Consider the following 23,348-nt stretch of genomic DNA (forward strand, 5'->3'; position numbering starts at 1 on the left):
GCCCCATTCCGCTACGATTCCTCCTTGCCTAATGACCTGCAAAAGCATATAATCCGTATAGACTTGTCAGAATTAAAGGAAGTGCTATACGTGATTTCGCGTTTTTTCGCTTATTATCTACCACACCGAAAATTGTTTACTATCGACTTTTCCTGCGCAGTGATTGTCGCTTTGCTGGAGCTTGCCTTTCCGCTGGCAGTACAAAGATTTGTCGATAAACTGCTTCCGACTCATAATTGGAATGCCATTGCCTGGGTCAGCATCGGGTTGTTTGCATTATATATTTTAAGTACCTTTTTACAATATATTGTCAACTACTGGGGACACAAGTTGGGCATCAATATCGAAACCGATATGCGCCGCCAGCTTTTTCAGCATGTTCAAAAACAATCGTTCCGTTTTTTTGACAATACGAAAACTGGCCATATCATGAGTCGTGTCACTAATGATTTATTTGATATTGGAGAACTGGCACATCATGGTCCAGAGGATTTGTTTATCTCGATTATGACATTTGCAGGTGCCTTTATTATCATGTTTATGGTCAATATGAAGCTAGCCGTCATCATTTTGATCATCGTTCCATTTCTGGTCTGGCTGATTTCCTACTGTAACCTTAAAATGAATGAGGCCTGGAGAAAGATGTACAGGGAAATTGCGGAAGTCAATGCCAGGGTTGAGGACAGTGTTTCCGGCGTAAGAGTTGTCCAATCTTTCACCAATGAGGAATACGAAATCAGCCGTTTTCAAAAAGATAACCAAAACTTCCGAAAAGCGAAGCTGCGTTCCTATAAAGTGATGTCCTACGGTACGTCAGGGATTTATATGATGACCAGATTCATAACATTGATTGTTCTCGTCGTTGGCGCATGGCTCAGTTTTACCGGGGAACTCTCATACGGTCAGTTGGTAGGATTCGTACTTTACGTCAATGTACTGTTCAAACCGATTGATAAAGTGAGTGCACTGATGGAATTATATCCAAAAGGAATGGCCGGCTTTAAACGGTTTATCGATTTAATCGATACCATATCTGAAGTGCAGGACAAACCGGATGCGAAAAAAATTAGCGGACTGAAAGGAAATATACGGTTTGAGGATGTCTCTTTCAGCTATGAGCATTCTAAACAAGTATTAAGTCACATCGACCTGTCGATTCCAGCAGGTGAAACGGTTGCTTTTGTCGGCCCTTCCGGAGCAGGGAAAACAACGATATGCTCGTTGATTCCACGATTCTATGATGTGGATGAAGGCAGGATCACCGTGGATGATATGGATATCCGGGAACTACGAAAACAATCGCTGCGTGACCAAATAGGCATCGTACAACAGGATGTGTTTTTATTCACGGGCACCTTAAAGGAAAATATCGCTTACGGCAAGTTGGATGCCACCGACGAGGAAATTGAAGAGGCGGCACGCAAAGCCCATTTGCAGGCTTTTATCGAATCATTGCCATTAGGATACGAAACACCTGTGGGAGAAAGAGGGCTTAAGCTTTCCGGAGGGCAGAAGCAACGGATTGCGATTGCCAGGATGTTTTTAAAAAACCCTCCAATCTTAATACTGGATGAGGCAACATCAGCTTTGGATACCGAAACAGAGCTGATCATTCAGCAGGCATTGAATGAACTAGCAGAAGATAGAACGACGCTAATCATCGCCCATCGTCTGGCCACCATTCGCAATGCTGACCGGATTGTCGTCGTTACGGAAAATGGGATCGAGGAAGAAGGAAGCCATCAAGAGTTAATGGAAAGAGGCGGCGTTTTTGCCAGCCTGAACAAGCATGGTTAACTAGATTGATAGTGGAGGCCTGGAGAAGTCCAGGCCTTTTCTGTTCTGTGGCAGCAAGAAAGAGCAATCCCACTTGTAAAACAGAGGTTCTATAATAAAGATTATTTATTTTATTCTTCAACTTTTTATAATTGGGTGTAGACTAAGCTGAAAGGAGTTATACCATGAAGCAAACCATTATTTGGGTGGTCGTAGCTGTTGTACTTTTAATGATATGGTTTTTAATGAAATAGGAAATCATACATATGTTTTTATTAACTGTTAAAAACTCGGTTCCTATTATTGCGAAGGTCTGGTTTTTTTTACATTAAGTCTATTAAAACAACAGCAAGAAAGACAATTTTCCAAGTGTAATTAAATGATGGCTCAATCATAAAAGCTAAGGAAAATCCAGCATTCATGTTAAGTTTATTCACATATCCACTTTCCTTTGTCAGATTATCTTACATGAACGTAGGAATGCTTTTGCTAGCGATGTATAATCAGGAGTAAGATGTTGACGAATCTAATTAGCGGCGGTGAGTAAATGGAACAGGATACATCTTACAAGGAAAGAAAAGTAATCACCATAGGCGTTGTCAGCGAATTGACCGGTTTGTCCGAAAGGCAGATTCGCTATTATGAAGAGCGTAAGCTGATATTTCCAGAGCGCTCCCACAGGGGGAATCGTAAGTATTCTTTTGCTGATGTGGAGCTATTGATTGATATTGCAAACAAGCGGGAAGAAGGGGTCCAAACCTTCGAGATCAGACAGGAGATGTTAAAGGAAAAACGTAAGGAGGAGGACAAAAAAATCCGCAAGGAACTGATGCGTGGTCAAATCAATGCCCGTTTTGGCGTCCAAAAAGATAGCTGAGGGAATTGCCAGAATCAAACCGGCATAATAGAATCATTGTTAACAGAATATTTTAACAATAGGCTTTTTTGTTAAGTGATTCTTTAATGCGGGGTGATTCGATGGGGTTGACAGCGAATGATATTGTCCAATTGCCGGTAATGGAAACCTCGGCAGTAAAAACAGGGAAAGGTTTACTTGATGGGAAGCAAGTCGAATGGGTTTCGGTGATCGAAGGTCCGGTTGAAAATTTTGTCCGTAAAAATGAATTTGTTTTAAGCACCGGCATGGGGTGTGAGGAACATCCAGAAAAGCTTGAACAATTTGTGCTCGACGTGATCAAATCCGGCGCTTCTCTATTAGGAATTGCCACTGGACGTTATGTGTTCAATATTCCAGACAGGATCATATCCCTTGCTGCGCAACACCAGTTTATTATCGTGGAAATGCCATGGGAGGTTCGATTCGGCGATGTACTGCAAAGTGTATTGCAAGAAATCAACAAGGAGAAACAGGGACAAAGAAACCAGGCGGAAGAGGTTCGTAAGCAGCTGATAAGTAGTGTCCTGCACGACAAAGGGCTGGCTGAAATGACGGCTCTTGTTTATCGACAGATCGAAATGCCGGTTGCAGTCCAAAGTGAGGGCGGTAATATTCGCTGTCACTCCTGTTTCGACGAGGCGGAGTCTGCCTTGTTTGAGAGCAGTGCTTCCAATCAGCAAAGCCGTTTTCCTGCATCAATCGGTATTGGTGATGACCATCCTCTTTATCACCATATGGAACTGGGGTTTCTTAAAAAACGTCCCTGTTACCGGCTTGCCATCCAAAATAACCATAAAATCCAAGGGTATCTTTTGTTTCAGCCCGAAATCGGCCAGCCGTTGACTTGGTTTATGCTGAATGTTCTGGAACATGCATTAACTGCCTTTGCTCTTCATTTTGCCAAAGAAAATGCTGTGGAAATGGCGGAGATCCGTTTAAAAGATACCTATGTTCTGGACTTGGTCAAAAGCGACCAACCAACCGGAACTCAGTCTGCAAAAGCGGGACTGCTTGGATACGACTTATCTCTTCCGTACACTTGTCTGGTTGGGAAAATCTCCTATAAAAATCAGGTTGATTTCCGCAACGACAATCCAGCCAATTCCTCGCTGCAAAGTCTCAATTTCAATCTGCAAAAGGAAATTACTAATGCGGGGGCTGTATTGAACAGAAGAACGATGGCCACTTTTGAGGATGGGGAAGTGATAATTTTCCTGGAGGACAGTGAAGAGCTGTATTACAAAGCAGCCAACCAATTTCTCGATATTGTGGAAAGAAGATTGTATGCTTTTTTGCCAATACTCGATATTTCTTGGGGAGCAGGTAAACATGAAGAAGGGATTGATTGTTTTAAGGAGAGCTACGAGGAGGCGAAAACGGCGCTGGAAATCGGGAGGAAGCAACATGGCTCAGGTGGCAGGACTTTTTTTGAAGATACGAGAATAAACCGTTTGTTAATGAATTTCGCAAGCGATGAGGCAATCGTGCAAATAGTCAGCCAAACTGTCTCTCCGTTAATCGCATATGATAATAAAAGAAAGACCGATTTAATTCGGACTTTTCTCGCTTACAACCAGCATAAGGGCAATGTCAGTCAGACCGCCCGTTCCTTGAATTTACACAGACAATCCTTGCTGCACCGCCTGCGTACAATCGAGTCTTTGACCCAGCTATCCCTTGTCGATCCGGATGATTTGTTTTTGCTGGAGCTTAGTGTACGGCTTTGGATGATGCAAAAAATAGAGTGACGTGTTGCCTTCCGGTATGGAAGGTTTTTTGTTTTATATGGATAAGAAAGGGTGTCCCAAGCATCAGCTCAGCATCGTGGTGGAGTAGATCAAAGTGAGCCGGAGAAACAGAAAGAAAAGCCCTTCAGTGGGAGTCTGGTCCAGTAGTTGTTGGTAGGTCTTATGGATCGGGCTCTTCCTTGAAATGTTGTATAATAACGTGCTTCTCAACATCATACATTCTGCACATCGCAACCGACCTTTCCTTTGAATTATCATAATAGTAAGAAAAATAACATTCGAAGGAGGGGTAGAATTGCTTCCCTTTGATATTTTGGAGTACCAGAACCGATTGACGGAAACGAAGCAGCAAATGGAAGTGCAGGGTATCGAGGTACTGCTCATCACTGATCCGGCAAATATGAATTACTTATCTGGTTACGATGCCTGGTCATTTTACGTTCACCAAATGCTTGTGATCATTTTGGACCAGCCCCAGCCGTTATGGATTGGAAGACATATGGACGCAGCCGGGGCCAAATCAGGGACATGGCTATACGATGAAAATGTCATTGATTACCCGGATTATTACGTTCATTCCCAGACACATCATCCGATGGCCTTCATTGCGGATATACTGAAACAAATCGGGCAGGGCAACCGTCGCATCGGCGTAGAGATGGATAACTATTACTTCACAGCCAAGGCGTTTGCCCAACTTGTCAAACATTTACCGGATGCAGTCTTTCAAGATGCTGATTTATTGGTCAATCACGTCCGTTTAATTAAATCCGACGTGGAAATCGAATATATGAGACGGGCAGGGAAAATTGCCGAACAGGCGATGACCAAAGGAATCGCAACTGTCAAACCTGGGGGCAGACAGTGCGACACCGCCGCCGAGCTCTATTACCATATGTTAGCCGGGACTGACCAATATGGCGGTGATTATCCAGCAATCGTGCCATTTCTTCCGACAGGTGAGAATACGGTTGTCCCTCATTTGACCTGGTCAGACGATTCTTTTCAAGAAGGCGAAACCGTAAGTATTGAAATAGCTGGTTGCTATAAACGATATCATGTTCCGTTAGCTCGGACGGTTTCTATTGGCAAGCCAGACGAAAAAATCCTGACCACTGCCTCCTATGTGACGGAAGGGTTGAATGAAGTCCTGCAAAAAATAACTCCAGGCATGACGTGTGAAGAAGTAAACGATACGTGGAAACAATCGATTCAGCGGCATGGCATCATCAAAGAAGCAAGGCTCGGTTATTCGGTCGGGCTAAACTACCCTCCGGACTGGGGCGAGCATACTGTTAGTCTTCGCAACGGTGATAAGACGGTCTTACAGCCTAATATGACGTTTCATCTGATACCTGCTCTATGGTTGAATCATTATGGAATCGAAATAAGTGAAACAATCCGGGTGACAGAAACCGGCTGTGAGACATTTACCAACTATCCTCGGGAGGTAATTATCCGGGATTCCGTGTTTCTCAATCCTTCAGACGGAAAAATCAGTTAGAATTTTAAAACAAAAAAGGAGGAGTCGTGATGGCAGAAATCAGAAAAGGAACGCAGGCAATCTGGGCAGGGGAGAAGGAATCGTTAGCCTTTGGTGCAACGCAAGTGCCTGTTGTGCATAGTGTATCGTTTGGTTACGATGATATGGATGAATGGTACGAGGTGGCAGTTGGCAATAAGGCGGGGCATATTTATGGGAGGAATACGAATCCGACCGTTCAGGCCTTTGAGGAAAAAATACGGTGTTTGGAAAATGCTGAGGCTGCCACTAGTTTTTCTACCGGCATGGCAGCGATCAGTAACACGTTGGGAACCTTTCTCAGCCCTGGTGACAGAGTCGTCTCTATCAAAGATACCTATGGCGGCACCAATAAAATTTTTACCGAATTCCTTCCCCGCCAGCAAGTAGAGATAACCCTTTGTGAAACGGGGGACCATGAAGCCATTGAAAAGGAATTAGCGAATGGCTGCAAGGTGCTTTACTTGGAAACGCCGACCAATCCGACGGTGAAAATAACCGATATTGAAAGAATGGCAGTGGCGGGAAAGCGTGTCGGAGCGCTGGTCATCGTCGATAATACGTTTGCCACGCCGATCAACCAACAGCCGCTGGCGCTTGGTGCTGATTTGGTCATCCACAGTGCGACAAAATTTCTTGGTGGTCATGCCGATGCACTCGGCGGTGCACTTTGCGGCAGCAAAAAACTTGTCGAGCAAGTGTACCACTATCGGGAAATCAACGGAGCAACGCTCGACCCGATGGCAGCCTATCTGTTGCTTCGCGGGATGAAAACGTTAAAATTACGTGTCGACCGGCAGTGTGAAAATGCCATGGCTGTCGCTAGGTATCTGCAAACAAAGGATATCGTCGAGTCTGTTTATTATCCTGGTCTCGATGATCATCCAGGACACGAGGTTGCATCACGGCAAATGGAGCGATATGGAGGAATGCTTAGTTTCTCCGTAAAGGGCGGCGTGGAAACCGTACGGCACTTGCTGCCAAAATTAAAATATGCCAATCGGGCGGCCAATCTGGGCTCGGTGGAAACGATTGTAGGTCCTTCCCGGACGACGAGTCATGTCGAGTGCACCCCGGAAGAACGAGCAGCCATGGGAATACCGGAAGGATTGATCCGTTATTCTGCCGGAATTGAGGATATAGAAGATTTACTCGAAGACTTAGAGCAAGCTTTCCGTTCTTTACCCGAAGAGGTATTGGTGAAAAGTTGAGGGAGAGGTGGGCAGGTTTGCTTGATTATGAGAAGAAACTTAAAGAACGAGCGGAGGCCATAAAGCAGGATCTCATTGACTGGCGGCGTTACCTTCACCAATTTCCTGAACTCAGCTTCCAGGAAGAAAAGACGAGTGCATTTGTGGCTGCTTGTCTGGAAAAACTGCAAGGAATCGAGATTCAAAGGGGAATTGCCGGTCACGGGATTGTAGCCGTATTGAAGAATGACGACGGTCCGGTCATCGCTTTACGTGCTGACATGGACGCTTTACCGATTCAGGAAACAACCGGACTTTCCTTCGCTTCGACTCATGATGGTGTGATGCATGCGTGCGGCCATGACGCCCATACGGCGACTTTATTGGGCGCTGCCCAACTGCTGGCTGAGGATTTTCAAGCCGGTTCACTGCCCCGGGGGACGATAAAATTTTTATTCCAGCCTGCAGAAGAAGATACCGATGTTCATGGCCTGACCGGGGCTCCATATTTTTTGGAAGCTGGTGTATTGGATGATGTGGAGGCTGCTCTTGCTTTGCATATGTGTCCTTGGCGACAAACAGGAGACTTGCAGGTAAATACCGGACCGAGCATGGCCAGTATCGATAACTTTGAACTGACGATAAAAGGAGAGGGCGGCCATGCCGGCTACCCTCACCAGACAATCGACCCGGTATGGATTGCTGCTCACACTTTGCAAGGGTTATACGGTTTGGTTAGCAGAAAGATAGATCCGCTGGGCGTTGCTGCGTTAAGTGTTGGGAGTATCCATGGGGGTGCTGCTTTTAATGTCATTCCCGATCAGGTGACGATCAAAGGAACAGTAAGAGCCTATACAGATAAGGTAAGACGCCAGCTAATCGAGGAGCTGGAAGCTGTAGCTGCCAGTGCGCGGCTATTTGGGGGCAGCCATCAGCTTCATATCGAAAAGGGAGAGCCTGCTTTGTGTAATGATGGGAAGCTGGTGGAATTATGGAAGGATACTGCTCGAACCCTTTTCCCTGATCAAAAAATTCATGAGGCTCCTTATGGAATGGGAGGGGAAGATTTCAGTCACATTGCGAGAAAGCTGCCTAGTGCCATGGCGTTCTTGGGGTGTGGATGGAAGGACAAGGAAAACCCCCCGCTTCACAGCCCTTGCTTCACCTTGAATGAAGAGGTGCTCCCATATGGTGTCGCATTATTCACCGCGGCAGCCCACAGGCTCTTACAACGGCAAGAAAGGTGAAGATAGGGACATCCTATCATTTTATTTGTAAAAACACTTATCCTCGCTACGGAAATACACTACGCTTATCGGGTGGCTGGTGAGCCTCCACGAGCTTTCGCTCTATAGGGTCTTATCGATATCCTCCTTCCCGCAGAAGGTCTGTGTCCTGTTTTCAGCTAATTGTAAGCCAATACTTGTGGTTCACAGGAGAGCAAAATACTGCTGCCTGCGGTTTATGATTTCCAAGTTATTTCACAGAAGAAAAACCGGACGATTTCGAATCATCGTTCGGCTTTTCTGTTTTAGTCACAGTGGTTTTCTCACAGCCATTTTCAACAGTTAGCTGTTTTGGACTCTACGCAATAATTCATGTGCTTTATCTCCGGCAAGTGCAGCCAGGTTCTCCCATGTTTCATCTCTTTTCAAATCAAGCTCGACGATTTTTTTTGCCAAGTCCACTGCCTCCTGATTAATCATGGGCCGATACTCCTTTTCGTATGGTATGTTTATTTGAGGCTCTTCGGATTATTTGGGAAACAACTGCAACGTCCGCATACTCATCCGCCAGTTCACTGATTGTTTTTTGATAGATCTCCCGGTCGTCGATACTGATGACCCCTTCAACTACCAACTGATGGATCACTGCCTGCTTCTGCTTGTCGACTGCTTCTCTCAAAAAAGCCATTCCAGCGCTCCTTCGTCGTGAATTTATCCCTATTCTAAAAGATGCTTATCGAATTGACAGTAGTTCGGTGAGAAAATCTTACACGGTTTCTGATTTTTGGTATGTTTGTGTGAGACTTTCCCATTAATGATAAGAAAAGGTACCAAGCCATGCCTCATGATTTTCTGTTATCTCCGTGATAAGATGAGGAGAAATAGGAAATAAGGGAGTCTTATCATTGAGCAGACAACAAGACTTTACGGAAGGTAACATAGTAAAACAGATGTTGGTGTTTTCGGCACCGATTATTTTCACTAATCTGCTGCAGGTTTCCTATCAGTTCACGGACAGCCTGTGGGTGGGAAATCTGCTGGGTGGAAATGCACTCGGTGCGGTTGCCGTTTCCAGTACGGTCATCTTTACTATCTTATCTTTTATTATCGGAATAAATAATGCCACCTTGACGATTCTGTCGCAGCAAAAAGGAAAAGACAATGAAGAGGGAATGAAACGTTATCTCAATGCTTTTGTTGTAGTGCTGACAGCCATGGCGGTTGTCCTGGGCATAGTTGGTTTCCTTTTCGCAGAGACGATATTGGGTTTGCTCGGAACCCCGGAAGCCATGATAGGAGAAGCAGTCACATACCTGCGGATAAACGCGCTCGGCATCCTTTTCCTATTGGGTTATAACTTCATTGGTACCGTGCTGCGCGCAGTTGGAGACAGTCGGACACCACTTCGGTTTGTGATGATTGCGGTCGTTCTCAATATCTTTTTAGATCCACTGTTGATCAGCGGGTTTGGATTAGGGGTGGACGGGGCTGCCTATGCAACCATTCTGTCCCAGGGTAGCGCTTTTTTATATGGCATTTATTATGTGCTGAAGCATCAACTCGTGCCATTCTCTGTCCCCAAACTGCCAAGACGGGAAGAGGTACTGTTGATATTGAATCTTGGCGTACCATCCGGTTTGCAAATGTCGGTCATTTCTGCCGGAGTGGCGGCGATCATGAGTGTGGTGACGTCTCATGGAGAAGCGGTGGTTGCGGGCTTCAGTGCCGCACAGCGGCTGGACAGTGTAATCATGCTTCCTGCCCAGGCATTGGGAACGGCAGTCAACAGCATGGCCGGACAAAACATTGGTGTACGTAAGTGGGACCGGGTTAGTAAAATTACGAAATACGGGCTGCTTTACAACCTGGGAATTATGCTTTTATTAGCTCTGTTACTAGTGCTCTTGGCCGAAGTTGCGATCAAATTATTTATTCAGGAGCCGGAGCCAGTCCAATTTGGCAGTCATTATTTGCGGATTATCGCCTTCTTTTATCCATTTTTGGGTATCAATTTTATCTTGAATGGAACGGTACGTGCGGCAGGGGCAATGTATCAGGTGCTTATCCTGAATATTATCTCCTTCTGGGTTTTGCGTTACCCGCTGACTTATGTATGCTCGCAATTGCTGGGGGAAACCGGAATTGCCGTCGGAATGGGTATCAGCTTTGTTATTAGCAGCTTGTTCGCTTTTCTTTATTACCGTTATGGAAAATGGCGAGAGAAAAAACTATTCCAGAATAAGTTGGACAGTAAAAAGGGGGAATCCGAATGAAAATTGAGCCATCGCAATTCGCAGAACGAGACATGAGTAAACTGATTAAGGGCGCAGTAGTTCCGCGTCCGATTGCCTGGGTGTCAACGATAAATGAAGAAGGTATCCCCAATCTGGCACCTTTCAGCTTTTTTACCGTCGCTTCCATGGAGCCAATCACCCTTTGTTTTTCTGTCGGTGGATCAGGAAGAGTAAAGGATACGCTGGAAAATGTCCGGGCTACAAAAGCGTTTGTCGTCAACATTGTCAATGAACAGCTTGCAAATCAAATGTACGAAACAAGCAAAGCTTATCCTCCTGATACGGACGAATTCTTGCAAGCCGGTCTTACATCAGTTCCGGGCGAGAAGGTAAGCTCCCCCCGCGTAGCGGCTGCTCCTGTCCAAATGGAATGCGAGCTTGACCGTATCATCGATATCGGCAGCAATAGTCTCGTACTGGGCAGGCTGGTTTGTTATCATATCCAAGACGAAGTATATATGGAAACGGACAAAGTAGACCCGGAAGCATTACAGGTAATTGGCCGCATGGCAGGTGATTACACACACATCGATGATTTCTTTGAACTTCCAGGCCAGGAAGGAACCTTTAGTAATTCACACGAAACAAAATGAATAAGTACCGTTTTGATATATTTTTTTTTACTATTAGACGGGAGAATCAAGAGAAGAAAGACGGAAACCTAAACGAGACAAACAGAAAAAAGAATCCCAGGTGGCCTTTACGGCACCTGGGATTTTAGTACTCATTATTGGCGGTTGTCGGCAAACACTGCCATGGCATTCCGCATGAACTTTGCCAGGCCGGATCCAAATTGGTCGATGTTTTTCGTGAATCGCTCATCGTCGACATACATTTGACCAAGCCCTTTGAATGCGTCTAGCGAATAGTTGCCCATTTTGTTCAACAAACGGAACCATTCCCCAATAGCAGCCTGTGCTTCATCCGATGCAGGGTCCTGATGGCGTAAACCAGCAAGGCTTCGGTAAATCTTATTCATATCCTCCCCGAGAGCCTGCTGCTCTTCCTTCGTCATGTTTCCGATCTTTTGGTTCGAGTCATCGACGGCTTTATCTCCCCATCGATCCCGTGCTTCTTGCTCATAAGGGTTTCGGCTGAAATCAAACCCGGCAAATTTTTCTTCATTCGTCATTTCAATCTCTCCTTTTGCTGATTGAATCGTCTGTTCGACCAATGCAATCATGTTATCGAGCCTGCGTCTTTTTTCCAGCAGCATGCTGTACTGCAGTTCCAAGGCTTCCTGGCGATCGAAGGAAGGTGCATGCATCATTTCGCCGATTCGTTTCAATGGAAATCCAAGTTCTTTGTAAAAGAGAATTTGTTGAAGCTGCTCCAAATCCTCGTCCGAATAGAGTCGGTATCCTCCGGACGATATATCAGCTGGGGTCAGCAATCCGATTTCATCATAATGATGGAGTGTGCGCACACTGATTCCGACTAGATCGGCAACTTGTTTTACTGTCATTCCCACGGCTGAGAACCTCCCTTCCTTTGTAACGATAAGCTATCACGTAACGTGAGAGTCAACCGGTTTTTTTATTGTTTTTTAGCTGATTGGCGTTATATAAAATAGCAGCCCTTTAAAGTTGTTCTTTGATCCTCATTAGTTGCATGTGTCCAGCGTAAGCGTTCTTTCAGCTTTATAATAGTCTGAAACTCGACTTGAAATGGAGGAACCAAGGTTATTTCTTCCTCTGATAAGGATTTTGATGGTTAGCAAAACCTAACCTGATGAACAGCGAAGGAAACACATGGAGACTCCAGCGGGAGGAAAGGCCTCGGTGAGACCCCGGAGAGCGAATGTGTTTCCGTAGCGTCGAAAGAGTACCCACCTAAAAAGCACGCGAAAACGGTAGTCTATTTTTCGATAGTTCTGATGCAAGGATGAGTGCAGTCCGTTGTCATTGTTTTTCGTCAGGGTTTGCTCTTATAATACCAATATAAGCTGATTACGGAGAAGATGGATATGAATGTAAAATCAACACCGCCAAGTATCACGAGTGTCTGCCTGCTGGCAGGAAAAATCATGCTGCAGAGCGGGGCAGAAACACACCGCGTCGAGGATACCATGCAGCGGATTGCGGCTTCATTCGGAAAGACTGCTTCTCAAAGCTATGTAACACCTACAGGCATTATTTTTTCCATAGACGGAACGGACCCGACCAATTTTATGCGAATATCTGAACGCTCGACGGACTTGCATAAGATAGCCATTGTCAACAGTATATCGCGGCAGGTTACAAACGGCGAGCTTTCCATGACGGAAGCCAATGAGCAGTTGAAGCAAACCGATTTGGACAGTTATAGCTTTTCGCTCTTCTTTCAAGTTATTGCAGCGGCACTGGTTAGCGGCTGCTTTGCAATCATGTTCGATGGCAGCTGGCTTGATTTCATCCCGGCGATGTTGGCCGGCGCTGCCGGCTATCTGGCAATGGAAAGGTTCCACGATTGGGTCGAACTTCGATTTTTTGCTGAGTTTTTGGCATCCGTCATTATCGGTCTGTTGTCCCTTCTGTTTATTCACCTCCAGCTTGGCGCTGAAATGGATAAAATAATTATTGGGGCAGTCATGCCGCTGGTACCAGGTTTATTGATCACCAACGCAGTCCGCGATTTGATGGCAGGGCATCTCGTTGCCGGCCTATCCAAAGGTGCAGAGGCGCTGCTGACGGCATGTGCCATCGGGGCGGGGATCGCTGTCGGAATTTCATTTGTTTGATAGAAAGGTTTGGATGGTATGGGAGAACAGCTGATCACCAGCTTTATAGCAGCCGCCGGCTTTGGCGTGCTTTTCAATGCGCCGCGCAATGCATTGATTCAATGCGGATTGGTCGGGATGCTGGGCTGGGTGTTGTATTATGGATTGGCAGCCGAGGGAACCGATGCAGTGCCGGCAACGCTCGCGGGTGCATTTTTAGTCGGGGGGTTAAGCCAAGTATGTGCAAAATACTATAAAACACCTGTAATCATCTTCAATGTTTCCGGTATCATCCCTTTGGTACCTGGCGGGCTGGCTTATGACGCCATGCGCAATTTTGTGGAGAATGATTATAATGCTGCGGTCCAGCTGGCTGCAAAAGCAGGATTGATTTCAGGAGCGATTGCCATTGGTCTCGTGTTTTCTGAAGTAATCAATCAGGTGATTAAGAAAGCGGGTCGGAAACGGATCGTAAAGTAAAAGGAAGATATAATTCCACAGAGGAGGAAATGAAATGTTACATAAGCAGTTACAAGCATTTCCAGATGGATTTTTATGGGGAGCTGCTTCGGCAGCCTATCAAATTGAAGGGGCATGGAACGAGGCTGGCAAATCGCCATCGATATGGGACGAATTTGTCCGGATACCAGGCAAGACGTATAAGGGTACCAATGGTGATGTGGCAGTGGACCATTACCATCGCTGGCAGGAAGATGTCCAATTAATGGCTGAGATGGGCTTGAAGGCTTACCGTTTTTCCGTTTCCTGGCCGCGCGTTATAAAGGACGGAAATGGGGAAGTAAACGAGCAGGGTCTCGATTTTTATGGTCAGCTGGTCGATGAATTGTTAAAACACGGCATCGAGCCGATTGTGACGCTGTATCACTGGGATTTGCCGCAGGCGCTTCAGGATCAATACGGCGGATGGGAATCACGCCAGGTGATTGATGATTTTTATCGGTATAGTATCACATTGTTCAAACGGCTCGGTGATCGTGTGAAATATTGGGTCAGTCTCAATGAGCAAAATGTTTTCATCAGTTTAGGCTATCAGCTTGCTTTGCATCCCCCCGGTGTCCAAGACCGGAAGCGGATGTATCAGGCAAACCATCATGCCAGTCTTGCCAATGCCAAGGTGATTGCCGATTTTCATAAATATGTGCCGAACGGCAAGATCGGCCCGAGTTTCGCGTACAGCCCTGCCTATGCCTATTCTTCCAATCCGGAAGATGTGCTGGCAGCTGAGAATGCTGAGGAGTTCTTAAGCCACTGGTGGATGGATGTGTATGCTTGGGGGAAATACCCTAAGGCGGCATGGGATTATTTAGAACGAAACGGATTGGCACCTGAACTGGAAGACGGCGACCTAGCCCTGCTGGCACAGGGAAAGCCAGACTTTATGGGGGTCAATTATTACCGGACGACCACGTATGAATATAATCCCCTGGAAGGGGGCGTAGGTTCCGGCGGCATGAACACATCAGGGAAAAAAGGCACGACGCCGGAAACAGGTATTCCTGGATTCTACAAAACCAAGAAAAACCCGAACCTGGAAGCGACCAACTGGGATTGGGAGATCGATCCAGTCGGCCTGAGGATTGGAATGCGCCGGATTACAAGCCGTTACGGACTTCCAATTTTGATAAGCGAAAACGGACTGGGTGAGTTTGATCAACTAGAGGTTAATGACGTAGTCAAGGATGACTACCGAATTGACTATATAAAAAGTCATTTGCGGCAGTGTCAGCAGGCAATAACAGATGGGGTGGATTTGCTCGGTTACTGCGTCTGGTCATTCACCGACTTGCTGAGCTGGTTGAATGGTTACCAGAAACGATACGGATTTGTCTACGTCAACCGCGACGAAGAAGGGGAAAAAGATTTACGCCGTATCAGGAAAAACAGCTTTTTCTGGTACCAGCAGGTGATTTCCGAAAACGGAAGCACACTGAATAAGGAATGAACCATGTATAGGGATCTGGAAAAGATCCCTTTTCTTATGAGGGGGGAGAATCATGGCGTTCATTGGTGTTCTTATCCCGATTTTTGGTGTATTTGCACTTGGCTTTATCGGACAAAAAGTGTGGAAATTCGAGTTGAAGCCTATTTCGACTATTGCCATTTATCTAATGTCACCTTTTTTGGCTTTCCGGACGTTTTACCAGAATGAAATCACGCTGGATTATGTTTATTTAAGCATTTATTTAGTCGTGTTGTGTGTAGTATCCATTGTGGTTTGCTATCTTCTTGCCTGGATCAATCGTTGGGATAAAAATACGACCAGCGGGTTTATCCTTGCCTCTGCGTTTATGAATAACGGGAATTACGGAGCGCCCTTGGTATTGCTTATTTTCGGGGAGGAAGGTTTTCATTATGCGGTAATCTTGATGGTCCTGCAGCAGTTGATTATGTGTACGGCAGGCATTTACTATGCTGCCAAGGGCAGTGATCAAGGCGGACAATCGTTTTCCCCTTTGAGGGAAGTGGTCAAAGTACCGATTGTCTATGGTGCGATATTAGGTTTGCTGCTGAATGGACTGCAAATCGGAGTCGGAGACCAAGTGATGTCTGCAGTCAGCATGGTGGCCGATGCGACGATTCCCACTGTAATGATCGTCCTGGGCATGCAGCTCGCCAGTATTTCGTTGAAACAATTGGAATATGGAAAGTTGGGGGCTTCACTGTCGATCAAGCTGCTTCTTGCTCCGGTGATTGCGTTTGTGATTGCATACTTTTTACCGGTCGGCGATATGGTCCAAGCAATCATGATATTGACGGCAGCTACTCCGACAGCAGCAAATACTACGATTTATGCCTTGCAATTCCAGACAAAACCGGGATTCGTATCAAGCGCTACGCTGCTTAGTACATTGTTGAGTATCATCACGATTCCATTGCTAATGTTCCTTGTTCTTTAACTGCACTATAGGTAGGTTTCTTTTTGTTAAAAACTAACAGCCGTGAAACTACAGCTTCTGTTTACACTAATGACAACAACTAGTGTTGAATGGAGGCGGAATAGTGGTTTACGATTGTATCATTATCGGCGGCGGAATCGCCGGGCTGCAGGCAGCTATTCAGTTGGGCCGTTACTGTGACAACGTACTAGTTATCGATGCTGCGGATGGCCGGTCAAACCTTTGCCGCTGTTACCATAATATTCTTGGCTGGCCAGAAGGGATAAGCGGCGCCACCTTGCGCAGGACCGGCAGACGGCAGGCGGAAGAACTTGGAGTAAACTTTATTGAAGAGACAGTAGAGCAGGTCGCCAAGCAGGAGCAGTTATTTTCTGTTTCTACTACTAACCGTAACCACGAGACAAGGGCGATTTTAATTGCCACCGGCATCAAGGACCATTTGCCGGCGTTCGATAAGTTGCTTCCCTGCCTGGGGATCAGCGTATATATATGTCCGGATTGTGATGGCTATGAAGTACTTGATAAAAAGGTCATTGTCATCGGATCTGGAAGAGCGGGGGCAGGAATGGCACTAGCACTGACAAATTGGGCTAGCCAAATCCACTTGGTCAACCATGGACGAGAACCGATTGAGGAAGAACTGCATCAAAAGCTCAAATTCCATGAAATTAACACGATTGCCGGAGAAATCGATGAAGTGCTGGCAGAAGGAGACCAATTCAGGGGCGTTAAGCTGGAGGACGGAAGCAATCTGGAGGCAGATCATGCCTTTGTAGCAATGGGCGGTAATGAAGTACGATCCCAGCTCGCCGAGCAGCTGGGCGTCGAATTATATAAAAACAAGCACATTCTTGTAGACCCCAGAACCAAGATGACGAATGTCGAAAACGTCTTTGCTGCCGGAGATATCGTCGCCCACTCGGAACAAGTGACTATCGCAATGGGTGATGGCATGCAGGCGGCTATTTGGATCCATAAAAAAATAAAGCAACAACAATGAAAAAGGCTGTCCCGCAAGTGAAAAACGTAATGGGACAGCCTGCTTTATAGAATCTGTTAAAGTCAAGTTGTGGTATTTATAGAAAAACGGAACTCCATAAAACACGGAGCACCAATTTTCGCTGTAACTTTTGCTGCTCTACTTCTCACCTTGCTTTACCCGTTTTTAGTTCGCCGATGTCTGTATTTATGTCTTTCAGCTCTGTTAAAATTTGTTGTAATATATCCTCCATAGAACCTACCTAGGCTCCTCCAAAATACTCTAAACTAAGTTGAACAACTCAAGTAATTGTTAGCCCTAATAAATGGTCTGTAAACAATATAAACTCTTCTAGATAAATAGGTGAATTCGGAGTTGTTAAGGGTGTTAGCTTCACATTCCTTAAGTAAATACAGGCAGAAGAATTTAATATTATTTTGTCTGTTATGTCTATTTCTGGACTAAGCTCGTATTCTTGCAGTGCACGACCCAAAATAGGTTCCTCTTCTAAATTTTCCGCTAGTTGCATCTGAAAATCTGCCTCGATGGTTGCGGATTGGGTAACAAAGATAATCTTCTTTTTTTTAGGGTATTTATTTTTTAGTTGCTCAAATTTTATTTGTAATTCTACGATGGAAAGTTTTTTAAAGTCTACTGCTTCTGATAATTCTTCACCTTTCATATTTGCGCCTCCTAATATGCTTGTTCCACATTACTGCTTCGTAGCTGAATAAAGAAATAAACCTTATACAGAAAACTTAGATAACCCAAGTGTATCATTCCGTATTTGGAATTAAATCCCCTTTTTTTCATATCGGTCATGGTGACGGCATTTTGCATCTGATGAGTGCTTTCTAATACTTGAAACCAGGCGGGATAATTGTTTCGGTAATTAGTCGTCCCTACCTTTCAATCACTGTAGTACCAATTCTTCCATTCTTCCGGAAACTCCGAAGTTATCCCGCGCTTTCCGCCTCAACCCTCCTAAGCCAACGGAACAAAATGTAAGCGCATAATCATTTCCGTTGTGCAACGGAAAAACAATGTGTGTTCATGAAAGCGGTTGTAACCTACAATGAAAGCAGATACAAAATAACAGCATCTTAGGAGGAATTATAGATGAAACATATATTACTCGCATGCTCAGCAGGAATGTCCACTAGCTTACTAGTTTCAAAAATGAAAGAGGCAGCCGAGGCGAAAGGTATTGAAGCTGAAATTTGGGCTGTTGCACAGGATAAAGCACCAAAAGAAATGGAGCGCGCCGACGTACTGTTGATCGGACCGCAAATGCGCTTTATGAAAAAGAAGTTTTCCAAAACAGCAGAGGAAGTAGGCATTCCCCTTGATGTAATCGACCCGGTATCCTATGGCAGAGTCGATGGAGCGGCTGTTTTAAATAAAGCATTAGAACTTATGGGTGAATGATAGCTTAACAGAATATAACAGGCCCGTTCGAATCGGCGAGTGGCGCAGGACGTTGGTTGCCAGCGGGCCGTTTTAGAGAAAAGGGGAGAATAAACGTGAACAAATTCATGGAGGTTTTAGAAAACATTCTGATGCCGATAGCGGATAAATTAAACAACAACCGCTATTTGACCGCATTGCGTAACGGCTTTATGGTTGCATTGCCTTTCATCATCTTCGGTTCCATTTTTGTCGTTATTGCCAATTTTCCTTTCCTGGATCAATGGATCAGTGAAAGTGCATATGAAGCATACCAGGCAGCCTTAGGGCCTGCATCTGCCTCTACTCTAAGTATTATGGGGTTATTCGTTATTATTGGTATTGGCTATAAGCTGACGGAGCATTATGGAGGCGAGTCAATTTATGGCGGTGCCGTTGCTCTGGCTTCATTCTTGATTCTTACACCGCAAGTTATCGATTTCGAAACGGCAAATAAAACTGTCGAGCAAGTCGGCGGGGTTATTCCGACTGCAAGCTTGGGAGCGGAAGGAATGTTCCTTGGTATCTTCACCGCTTTCATTGCAGCTGAATTGTACCGTTTCTTCGTAGAGAAGGATTGGACAATTAAAATGCCGGCAGGTGTGCCGGAAGCAGTTTCTCGTTCGTTTAGTGCACTAATTCCGATTACGTTAACTTTGACATCCTTTTTAATCGTACGGATCATTTTCAGCTACACACCATTTGATACAGTACAAAACTTTATCTATACCTTGATTCAAGAACCGCTTACAGCGCTTGGAAGCGGACTGCCGGCCACACTGGTTGCGGTCTTGTTGATTCAATTGTTCTGGTTCTTCGGGCTGCATGGACAGATTATCGTCAACTCTGTATTTGATCCAATTTGGTATGCTTTGAACAACCAGAATCTAGACGCCTTCAATGCCGGCCAGGAACTTCCGAACATTGTCACCAAGCAGTTCATCGATACCTTCATAGTCGGAATCGGTGGTTCCGGTATGACTTTGGCAGTTATTATCGGTATCTTCCTGATTGGACGAAGCCGCCAATTGAAAGAATTGGGTAAATTAGGCGCTCCGGCAGGTATCTTCAATGTAAACGAGCCAGTAATATTCGGTTTGCCGATCATCATGAACCCGTTGGTGATCATCCCTTGGCTGATTGCACCGGTAATCGTCACGTTCGTCACTTATTTTGCGATGGCATCGGGCATGGTTCCCTATCCAAATGGGGTCATTGTTCCATGGACAACGCCAACCGTGCTGAGCGGTTTCCTTGCGACAGGCAACAGCTGGCAGGGTGGCGCACTGCAATTGGTCAACATTGCAATCGTATTTGTAATCTGGTGGCCGTTCCTGAAAATCATGGATAAACAATATTACGAAAATGAACATTCTGCTGAAGAAGAAAGAAATGAAAGTGTTAACATGTAACTAACTAACTTGAGACTCAAAGGTGGAATAACCGATGGACAACTTAACAGAAATTGCGTTTCAAATCATCCTGTATGCCGGAAATGGCAAGTCTAGCGCCATGGAAGCAATCCAGGAAGCAAAAGAGGGAAACTTTGCTGAAGCCGACCGTCTCATCGAAGAAGCCGGTGAGGAATTAGGCAAAGCGCACGGTTATCAAACCAAGCTGCTTCAGGAAGAAGCAAGCGGGGAGGGGGCTTCTGTGAATGTGATACTCGTGCATTCACAGGACCACCTGATGACCTCAATGACCGTGAGAGATTTAGCCGTGGAAATCATCGAAATCTATCGACACAAGTAACTGGAGGTAATAGCTATGTCTGTTCAATACAAATTTCCGGAAGGGTTCTGGTGGGGAAGCGCTACTTCTGCCACGCAAATCGAGGGAGCAGCCAACGAAGGGGGCAAGGGCCGCAACATTTGGGACGAATGGTATGAGCAAGAGTCGAACCGTTTTTTTGAAGGAGTAGGTCCGCAGACAACTTCTGACTTCTATCATCGTTATAAGGAAGATGTCCAGCTGATGAAGCAAATCGGCCACAATACATTTCGTCTGTCGATTTCCTGGTCCCGTCTGATCCCGGGTGGGCGTGGAGAAGTAAATCAGGAAGCGGTCACGTTTTACAACAATGTCATTGACGAGCTTATTGCCAACGACATTGAACCGTTTGTGAATTTGTACCATTTCGACATGCCCCTCGAGCTGCAAAACGAAGGTGGATGGGAAAGCAGGGACGTCGTGGAGGCTTATGCCGAATATGCCAAGCATGCTTTCCGATTGTTTGGCGACAGGGTAAGCAAGTGGTTTACGTTCAACGAGCCAATCGTTCCGGTTGAGGGCGGATATCTGTATGATTTCCACTACCCGAACGTAGTCGATGCCAAGCGGGCTGCTCAGGTTGCTTACCACACGATGGTGGCGCACGCCAAGGCAGTCGAGGCGTTTCGTACCTTTGATATCAAAGAGGGAAAAATAGGTATCATCTTGAATCTGACACCTTCTTACCCGAGAAGCCAGAATCCGGCTGACTTAAGGGCATCCCGGATTGCTGATTTGTTCTTCAACCGCAGTTTCTTAGATCCCTCTGTTTTAGGGGAATATCCGCAGGAATTGATCGATATCCTTGAGGAACATGGCCAGCTGCCGGTGACAGAGCCGGGCGATAAACAATTGATCAAAAACAACACAGTAGATCTGCTTGGGGTAAACTATTACCAACCTCGTCGGGTCAAGGCGAAAGAAACCCTGCCTAATCCTTACGGTCCGTTCATGCCGGAATGGTTCTTTGATCATTACGAAATGCCGGGTCGGAAAATGAATAAGTATCGTGGCTGGGAGATTTACGAAAAAGGCATTTACGATATTATGATGAATCTGAAAGAAAACTATGGCAACATCGAATCTTTTATATCTGAAAACGGAATGGGTGTCCAGGACGAGGAACGCTTTATCGAAAACGGACAGATCCAGGATGATTATCGGATTGAATTTATTAAAGGTCATCTGGAATGGCTTCATAAAGCAATAGAAGAAGGTGCCAATACAAAAGGCTATCATTTATGGTCCTTCATGGATAATTGGTCCTGGATGAATGCTTATAAGAATAGATATGGATTCTTTTCCGTAGACATAGAAACAAAAGAAAGAACACCGAAGAAAAGTGCTGAGTGGATAAAACAAGTTGCAGAAAATAACGGCTTTTAACCTTGCTGCGACTGACTAGGGGGGAGACGCAGCGGGATTAATCATCCCACTGCGTCTTTTTCCATCTTTAATGGCGGAATGGGATAGAAGAAATGAAGATAACCTTGGGGAGGCGTGAAAAGAATGAGTGGTATAAAAGTGGTTACTATCGGTGGAGGATCAAGCTACACACCTGAGTTAGTAGAGGGATTTATCAAGCGGTACAACGAGCTTCCGATCAAGGAACTGTGGCTCGTCGATATTCCAGAGGGTAAAGAAAAGCTGGAAACAGTAGGTGCACTTGCCAAACGGATGGTGAAAAAGGCAGGTGTCCCGATGGAAGTCAAGCTTTCCTATGACCGGAAGGAGGCCCTGCCTGGGGCAGACTTTGTCACGACACAAATTCGGGTAGGTCTGTTGGAGGCTCGTGCCAAAGACGAAAAAATACCACTCAATTATGACGTAATCGGACAGGAGACCAATGGTCCAGGTGGCTTGTTTAAGGGCTTGCGGACGATTCCGGTGATACTGGACATATGTAAGGATATAGAGACATTATGTCCCAACGCCTGGCTGATTAACTTTTCCAATCCAGCGGGAATGGTGACAGAAGCTGTCTTGCGCTACAGCAACATCACAAAGACGGTCGGCCTTTGCAACGTGCCGATTGGAATGCGGATGAGTGTGGCAGAGATGCTGGAGGTCGAGCCAGATAGAGTACACATCGATTTTGCAGGATTAAACCATATGGTGTTCGGACTCCGTGTTTACCTTGATGGTGAAGAAGTTACCGGCCAGGTCTTGGATAAACTGACAAGCGGGGAAAGCATGACGATGAAAAACATCGTCGACCTCGGCTGGGAGCCGGAATTCATCCAGGCATTGCAAATCCTTCCTTGTCCGTATCACCGTTATTATTATCAAACGGATAAAATGCTTGCCCAGGAGAAAAAGGAAGCAAACGAAGCTGGCTCGCGAGCAGAGGTGGTACAGCAGCTGGAAAAGGAATTGTTTGAATTGTACAGCGATCCTGAGCTGGCGATCAAACCGCCGCAGCTGGAAGAGCGGGGAGGAGCCTATTACAGTGATGCCGCCTGTAGCCTGATCGACTCGATTTACAACAATCGAGGAGATATCCAGCCGGTCAATACGAGGAACAATGGAGCAATTGCCGGCATTCCAGCAGAGTCTGCAGTCGAGGTGAATTGCGTGATCACCAAGGATGGACCGAAACCAATACACGTCGGTGAACTGCCGGTCCCGGTACAGGGACTTGTCCAGCAAATCAAATCGTTTGAGCGGACAGCTGCTGAAGCCGCTGTGACTGGTGATTACAATACAGCACTGCTTGCCTTGGCCATCAACCCGTTAGTTCCGTCCGACACGGTTGCCAAACAGATACTCGATGAAATGCTGGAAGCACATAAAGCATACCTACCGCAATTTTTTCAAACAGTAGTATAATAAAAGGACAGTACCTCGCAGCCAATCGTGTATTGGCGGAAAACCTATCAGTTG

The 23,348-nt window shown here is 45.7% G+C and carries 22 protein-coding genes; 18 read left to right on the plus strand and 4 right to left on the minus strand.

Annotation, left to right across the window (positions count from 1 at the left end; genetic code table 11):
- Nucleotides 1-90 precede the first annotated feature (90 nt).
- The 6 genes from BLR82_RS11755 to BLR82_RS11780 all read left to right on the plus strand — a co-directional run bounded on the left by BLR82_RS11755 (nt 91) and on the right by BLR82_RS11780 (nt 8,381).
- Nucleotides 91-1,797 (plus strand): ABC transporter ATP-binding protein, encoded by a 1,707-nt coding sequence (locus tag BLR82_RS11755; RefSeq protein WP_074600067.1) that lies wholly within the window; start codon nt 91-93, stop codon nt 1,795-1,797.
- Between the two features lie 526 nt (nt 1,798-2,323).
- Entirely contained in the window at nt 2,324-2,653 is a 330-nt protein-coding gene (locus BLR82_RS11760) for a MerR family transcriptional regulator (protein ID WP_074599570.1), read from the plus strand.
- A gap of 101 nt (nt 2,654-2,754) precedes the next feature.
- Complete coding sequence (locus BLR82_RS11765) at nt 2,755-4,422, plus strand: PucR family transcriptional regulator (RefSeq protein WP_074599572.1); 1,668 nt, start codon at nt 2,755-2,757, stop codon at nt 4,420-4,422.
- Nucleotides 4,423-4,717: 295 nt separating this feature from the next.
- Nucleotides 4,718-5,926: a M24 family metallopeptidase gene (locus BLR82_RS11770; protein ID WP_074599574.1), complete on the plus strand. Its 1,209-nt coding sequence runs from the start codon at nt 4,718-4,720 to the stop codon at nt 5,924-5,926.
- 29 nt (nt 5,927-5,955) lie between these two features.
- Entirely contained in the window at nt 5,956-7,155 is a 1,200-nt protein-coding gene (locus BLR82_RS11775) for a cystathionine gamma-synthase family protein (RefSeq protein ID WP_074599575.1), read from the plus strand.
- Between the two features lie 17 nt (nt 7,156-7,172).
- Nucleotides 7,173-8,381, plus strand: a complete 1,209-nt coding sequence (locus BLR82_RS11780; RefSeq protein ID WP_074599576.1) for a M20 metallopeptidase family protein — start codon at nt 7,173-7,175, stop codon at nt 8,379-8,381.
- Between the two features lie 321 nt (nt 8,382-8,702).
- Here BLR82_RS11780 and BLR82_RS21055 read toward each other — a convergent pair whose 3' ends face one another.
- Both BLR82_RS21055 and BLR82_RS11785 read right to left on the minus strand, forming a co-directional pair.
- The gene (locus BLR82_RS21055; RefSeq protein ID WP_175486799.1) at nt 8,703-8,840 is read right to left on the minus strand and encodes a hypothetical protein; all 138 of its coding nucleotides are present in this window, start codon (nt 8,838-8,840) and stop codon (nt 8,703-8,705) included.
- Complete coding sequence (locus BLR82_RS11785) at nt 8,833-9,048, minus strand: Fur-regulated basic protein FbpA (RefSeq protein ID WP_074599578.1); 216 nt, start codon at nt 9,046-9,048, stop codon at nt 8,833-8,835. The genes BLR82_RS21055 and BLR82_RS11785 overlap by 8 nt, the downstream gene beginning before the upstream one ends.
- Before the next feature lie 217 nt (nt 9,049-9,265).
- Here BLR82_RS11785 and BLR82_RS11790 point away from each other — a divergent pair, with 217 nt between their 5' ends.
- Nucleotides 9,266-10,633: an MATE family efflux transporter gene (locus BLR82_RS11790; protein WP_074599579.1), complete on the plus strand. Its 1,368-nt coding sequence runs from the start codon at nt 9,266-9,268 to the stop codon at nt 10,631-10,633.
- On the plus strand, nt 10,630-11,247 hold the full coding sequence (locus tag BLR82_RS11795) for a flavin reductase family protein (protein WP_074599581.1): 618 nt from the start codon (nt 10,630-10,632) through the stop codon (nt 11,245-11,247). Before BLR82_RS11790 ends, BLR82_RS11795 begins: the two co-directional genes overlap by 4 nt.
- Nucleotides 11,248-11,381: 134 nt before the next feature.
- On the opposite strand, the gene BLR82_RS11800 is transcribed toward BLR82_RS11795, so the two are convergent.
- On the minus strand, nt 11,382-12,125 hold the full coding sequence (locus BLR82_RS11800; protein WP_074599583.1) for a MerR family transcriptional regulator: 744 nt from the start codon (nt 12,123-12,125) through the stop codon (nt 11,382-11,384).
- Nucleotides 12,126-12,620: 495 nt separating this feature from the next.
- Here BLR82_RS11800 and BLR82_RS11805 point away from each other — a divergent pair, with 495 nt between their 5' ends.
- From BLR82_RS11805 to BLR82_RS11825, 5 genes are all read left to right on the plus strand, one after another.
- Nucleotides 12,621-13,373 carry a threonine/serine exporter family protein gene (locus BLR82_RS11805; RefSeq protein ID WP_074599585.1) on the plus strand — a complete coding sequence of 251 codons (753 nt, stop codon included), beginning with the start codon at nt 12,621-12,623 and terminating at the stop codon, nt 13,371-13,373.
- A gap of 18 nt (nt 13,374-13,391) precedes the next feature.
- Nucleotides 13,392-13,832 carry a threonine/serine exporter family protein gene (locus BLR82_RS11810; RefSeq protein WP_074599587.1) on the plus strand — a complete coding sequence of 147 codons (441 nt, stop codon included), beginning with the start codon at nt 13,392-13,394 and terminating at the stop codon, nt 13,830-13,832.
- Nucleotides 13,833-13,866: 34 nt separating this feature from the next.
- The gene (locus BLR82_RS11815; protein WP_074599590.1) at nt 13,867-15,315 is read left to right on the plus strand and encodes a glycoside hydrolase family 1 protein; all 1,449 of its coding nucleotides are present in this window, start codon (nt 13,867-13,869) and stop codon (nt 15,313-15,315) included.
- A 52-nt stretch (nt 15,316-15,367) separates the two neighbouring features.
- Nucleotides 15,368-16,270 carry an AEC family transporter gene (locus BLR82_RS11820; protein WP_074599592.1) on the plus strand — a complete coding sequence of 301 codons (903 nt, stop codon included), beginning with the start codon at nt 15,368-15,370 and terminating at the stop codon, nt 16,268-16,270.
- A 103-nt stretch (nt 16,271-16,373) separates the two neighbouring features.
- The gene (locus BLR82_RS11825) at nt 16,374-17,270 is read left to right on the plus strand and encodes an NAD(P)/FAD-dependent oxidoreductase (protein WP_074599595.1); all 897 of its coding nucleotides are present in this window, start codon (nt 16,374-16,376) and stop codon (nt 17,268-17,270) included.
- Nucleotides 17,271-17,550: 280 nt separating this feature from the next.
- On the opposite strand, the gene BLR82_RS11830 is transcribed toward BLR82_RS11825, so the two are convergent.
- Complete coding sequence (locus tag BLR82_RS11830; protein WP_074599596.1) at nt 17,551-17,931, minus strand: hypothetical protein; 381 nt, start codon at nt 17,929-17,931, stop codon at nt 17,551-17,553.
- A 437-nt stretch (nt 17,932-18,368) separates the two neighbouring features.
- Between BLR82_RS11830 and BLR82_RS11835 the strand changes: the two genes are divergently transcribed.
- The 5 genes from BLR82_RS11835 to BLR82_RS11855 all read left to right on the plus strand — a co-directional run bounded on the left by BLR82_RS11835 (nt 18,369) and on the right by BLR82_RS11855 (nt 23,294).
- Nucleotides 18,369-18,677, plus strand: a complete 309-nt coding sequence (locus BLR82_RS11835; RefSeq protein WP_026568769.1) for a PTS sugar transporter subunit IIB — start codon at nt 18,369-18,371, stop codon at nt 18,675-18,677.
- 95 nt (nt 18,678-18,772) lie between these two features.
- Entirely contained in the window at nt 18,773-20,107 is a 1,335-nt protein-coding gene (gene celB, locus BLR82_RS11840) for a PTS cellobiose transporter subunit IIC (RefSeq protein WP_074599599.1), read from the plus strand.
- A 34-nt stretch (nt 20,108-20,141) separates the two neighbouring features.
- Nucleotides 20,142-20,447: a PTS sugar transporter subunit IIA gene (locus tag BLR82_RS11845; RefSeq protein ID WP_026568767.1), complete on the plus strand. Its 306-nt coding sequence runs from the start codon at nt 20,142-20,144 to the stop codon at nt 20,445-20,447.
- 15 nt (nt 20,448-20,462) lie between these two features.
- A complete protein-coding gene (locus BLR82_RS11850) occupies nt 20,463-21,851 on the plus strand; it encodes a glycoside hydrolase family 1 protein (protein ID WP_074599600.1) in 1,389 nt (462 codons plus the stop codon).
- A 123-nt stretch (nt 21,852-21,974) separates the two neighbouring features.
- Complete coding sequence (locus BLR82_RS11855) at nt 21,975-23,294, plus strand: 6-phospho-beta-glucosidase (protein WP_074599602.1); 1,320 nt, start codon at nt 21,975-21,977, stop codon at nt 23,292-23,294.
- Nucleotides 23,295-23,348: the final 54 nt, after the last annotated feature.

The organism is Sediminibacillus halophilus (genome assembly GCF_900103695.1).
GTDB classification, from domain to species: Bacteria; Bacillota; Bacilli; order Bacillales; family Amphibacillaceae; genus Sediminibacillus; species Sediminibacillus halophilus.

Excerpts from the sequence above, each read along its gene's own strand:
- BLR82_RS11765 (WP_074599572.1), top strand. The coding sequence starts at position 2,755 with ATGGGGTTGACAGCGAATGATATTGTCCAATTGCCGGTAATGGAAACC.
- BLR82_RS11760 (WP_074599570.1), top strand. The coding sequence starts at position 2,324 with ATGGAACAGGATACATCTTACAAGGAAAGAAAAGTAATCACCATAGGC.
- BLR82_RS11820 (WP_074599592.1), top strand. The coding sequence starts at position 15,368 with ATGGCGTTCATTGGTGTTCTTATCCCGATTTTTGGTGTATTTGCACTT.
- BLR82_RS11850 (WP_074599600.1), top strand. The coding sequence starts at position 20,463 with ATGTCTGTTCAATACAAATTTCCGGAAGGGTTCTGGTGGGGAAGCGCT.
- BLR82_RS11855 (WP_074599602.1), top strand. The coding sequence starts at position 21,975 with ATGAGTGGTATAAAAGTGGTTACTATCGGTGGAGGATCAAGCTACACA.
- BLR82_RS11845 (WP_026568767.1), top strand. The coding sequence starts at position 20,142 with ATGGACAACTTAACAGAAATTGCGTTTCAAATCATCCTGTATGCCGGA.
- BLR82_RS11810 (WP_074599587.1), top strand. The coding sequence starts at position 13,392 with ATGGGAGAACAGCTGATCACCAGCTTTATAGCAGCCGCCGGCTTTGGC.
- BLR82_RS11815 (WP_074599590.1), top strand. The coding sequence starts at position 13,867 with ATGTTACATAAGCAGTTACAAGCATTTCCAGATGGATTTTTATGGGGA.
- BLR82_RS21055 (WP_175486799.1), bottom strand. The coding sequence starts at position 8,840 with ATGATTAATCAGGAGGCAGTGGACTTGGCAAAAAAAATCGTCGAGCTT.
- BLR82_RS11830 (WP_074599596.1), bottom strand. The coding sequence starts at position 17,931 with ATGAAAGGTGAAGAATTATCAGAAGCAGTAGACTTTAAAAAACTTTCC.
- BLR82_RS11775 (WP_074599575.1), top strand. The coding sequence starts at position 5,956 with ATGGCAGAAATCAGAAAAGGAACGCAGGCAATCTGGGCAGGGGAGAAG.
- BLR82_RS11795 (WP_074599581.1), top strand. The coding sequence starts at position 10,630 with ATGAAAATTGAGCCATCGCAATTCGCAGAACGAGACATGAGTAAACTG.
- BLR82_RS11785 (WP_074599578.1), bottom strand. The coding sequence starts at position 9,048 with ATGGCTTTTTTGAGAGAAGCAGTCGACAAGCAGAAGCAGGCAGTGATC.
- BLR82_RS11835 (WP_026568769.1), top strand. The coding sequence starts at position 18,369 with ATGAAACATATATTACTCGCATGCTCAGCAGGAATGTCCACTAGCTTA.
- BLR82_RS11805 (WP_074599585.1), top strand. The coding sequence starts at position 12,621 with ATGAATGTAAAATCAACACCGCCAAGTATCACGAGTGTCTGCCTGCTG.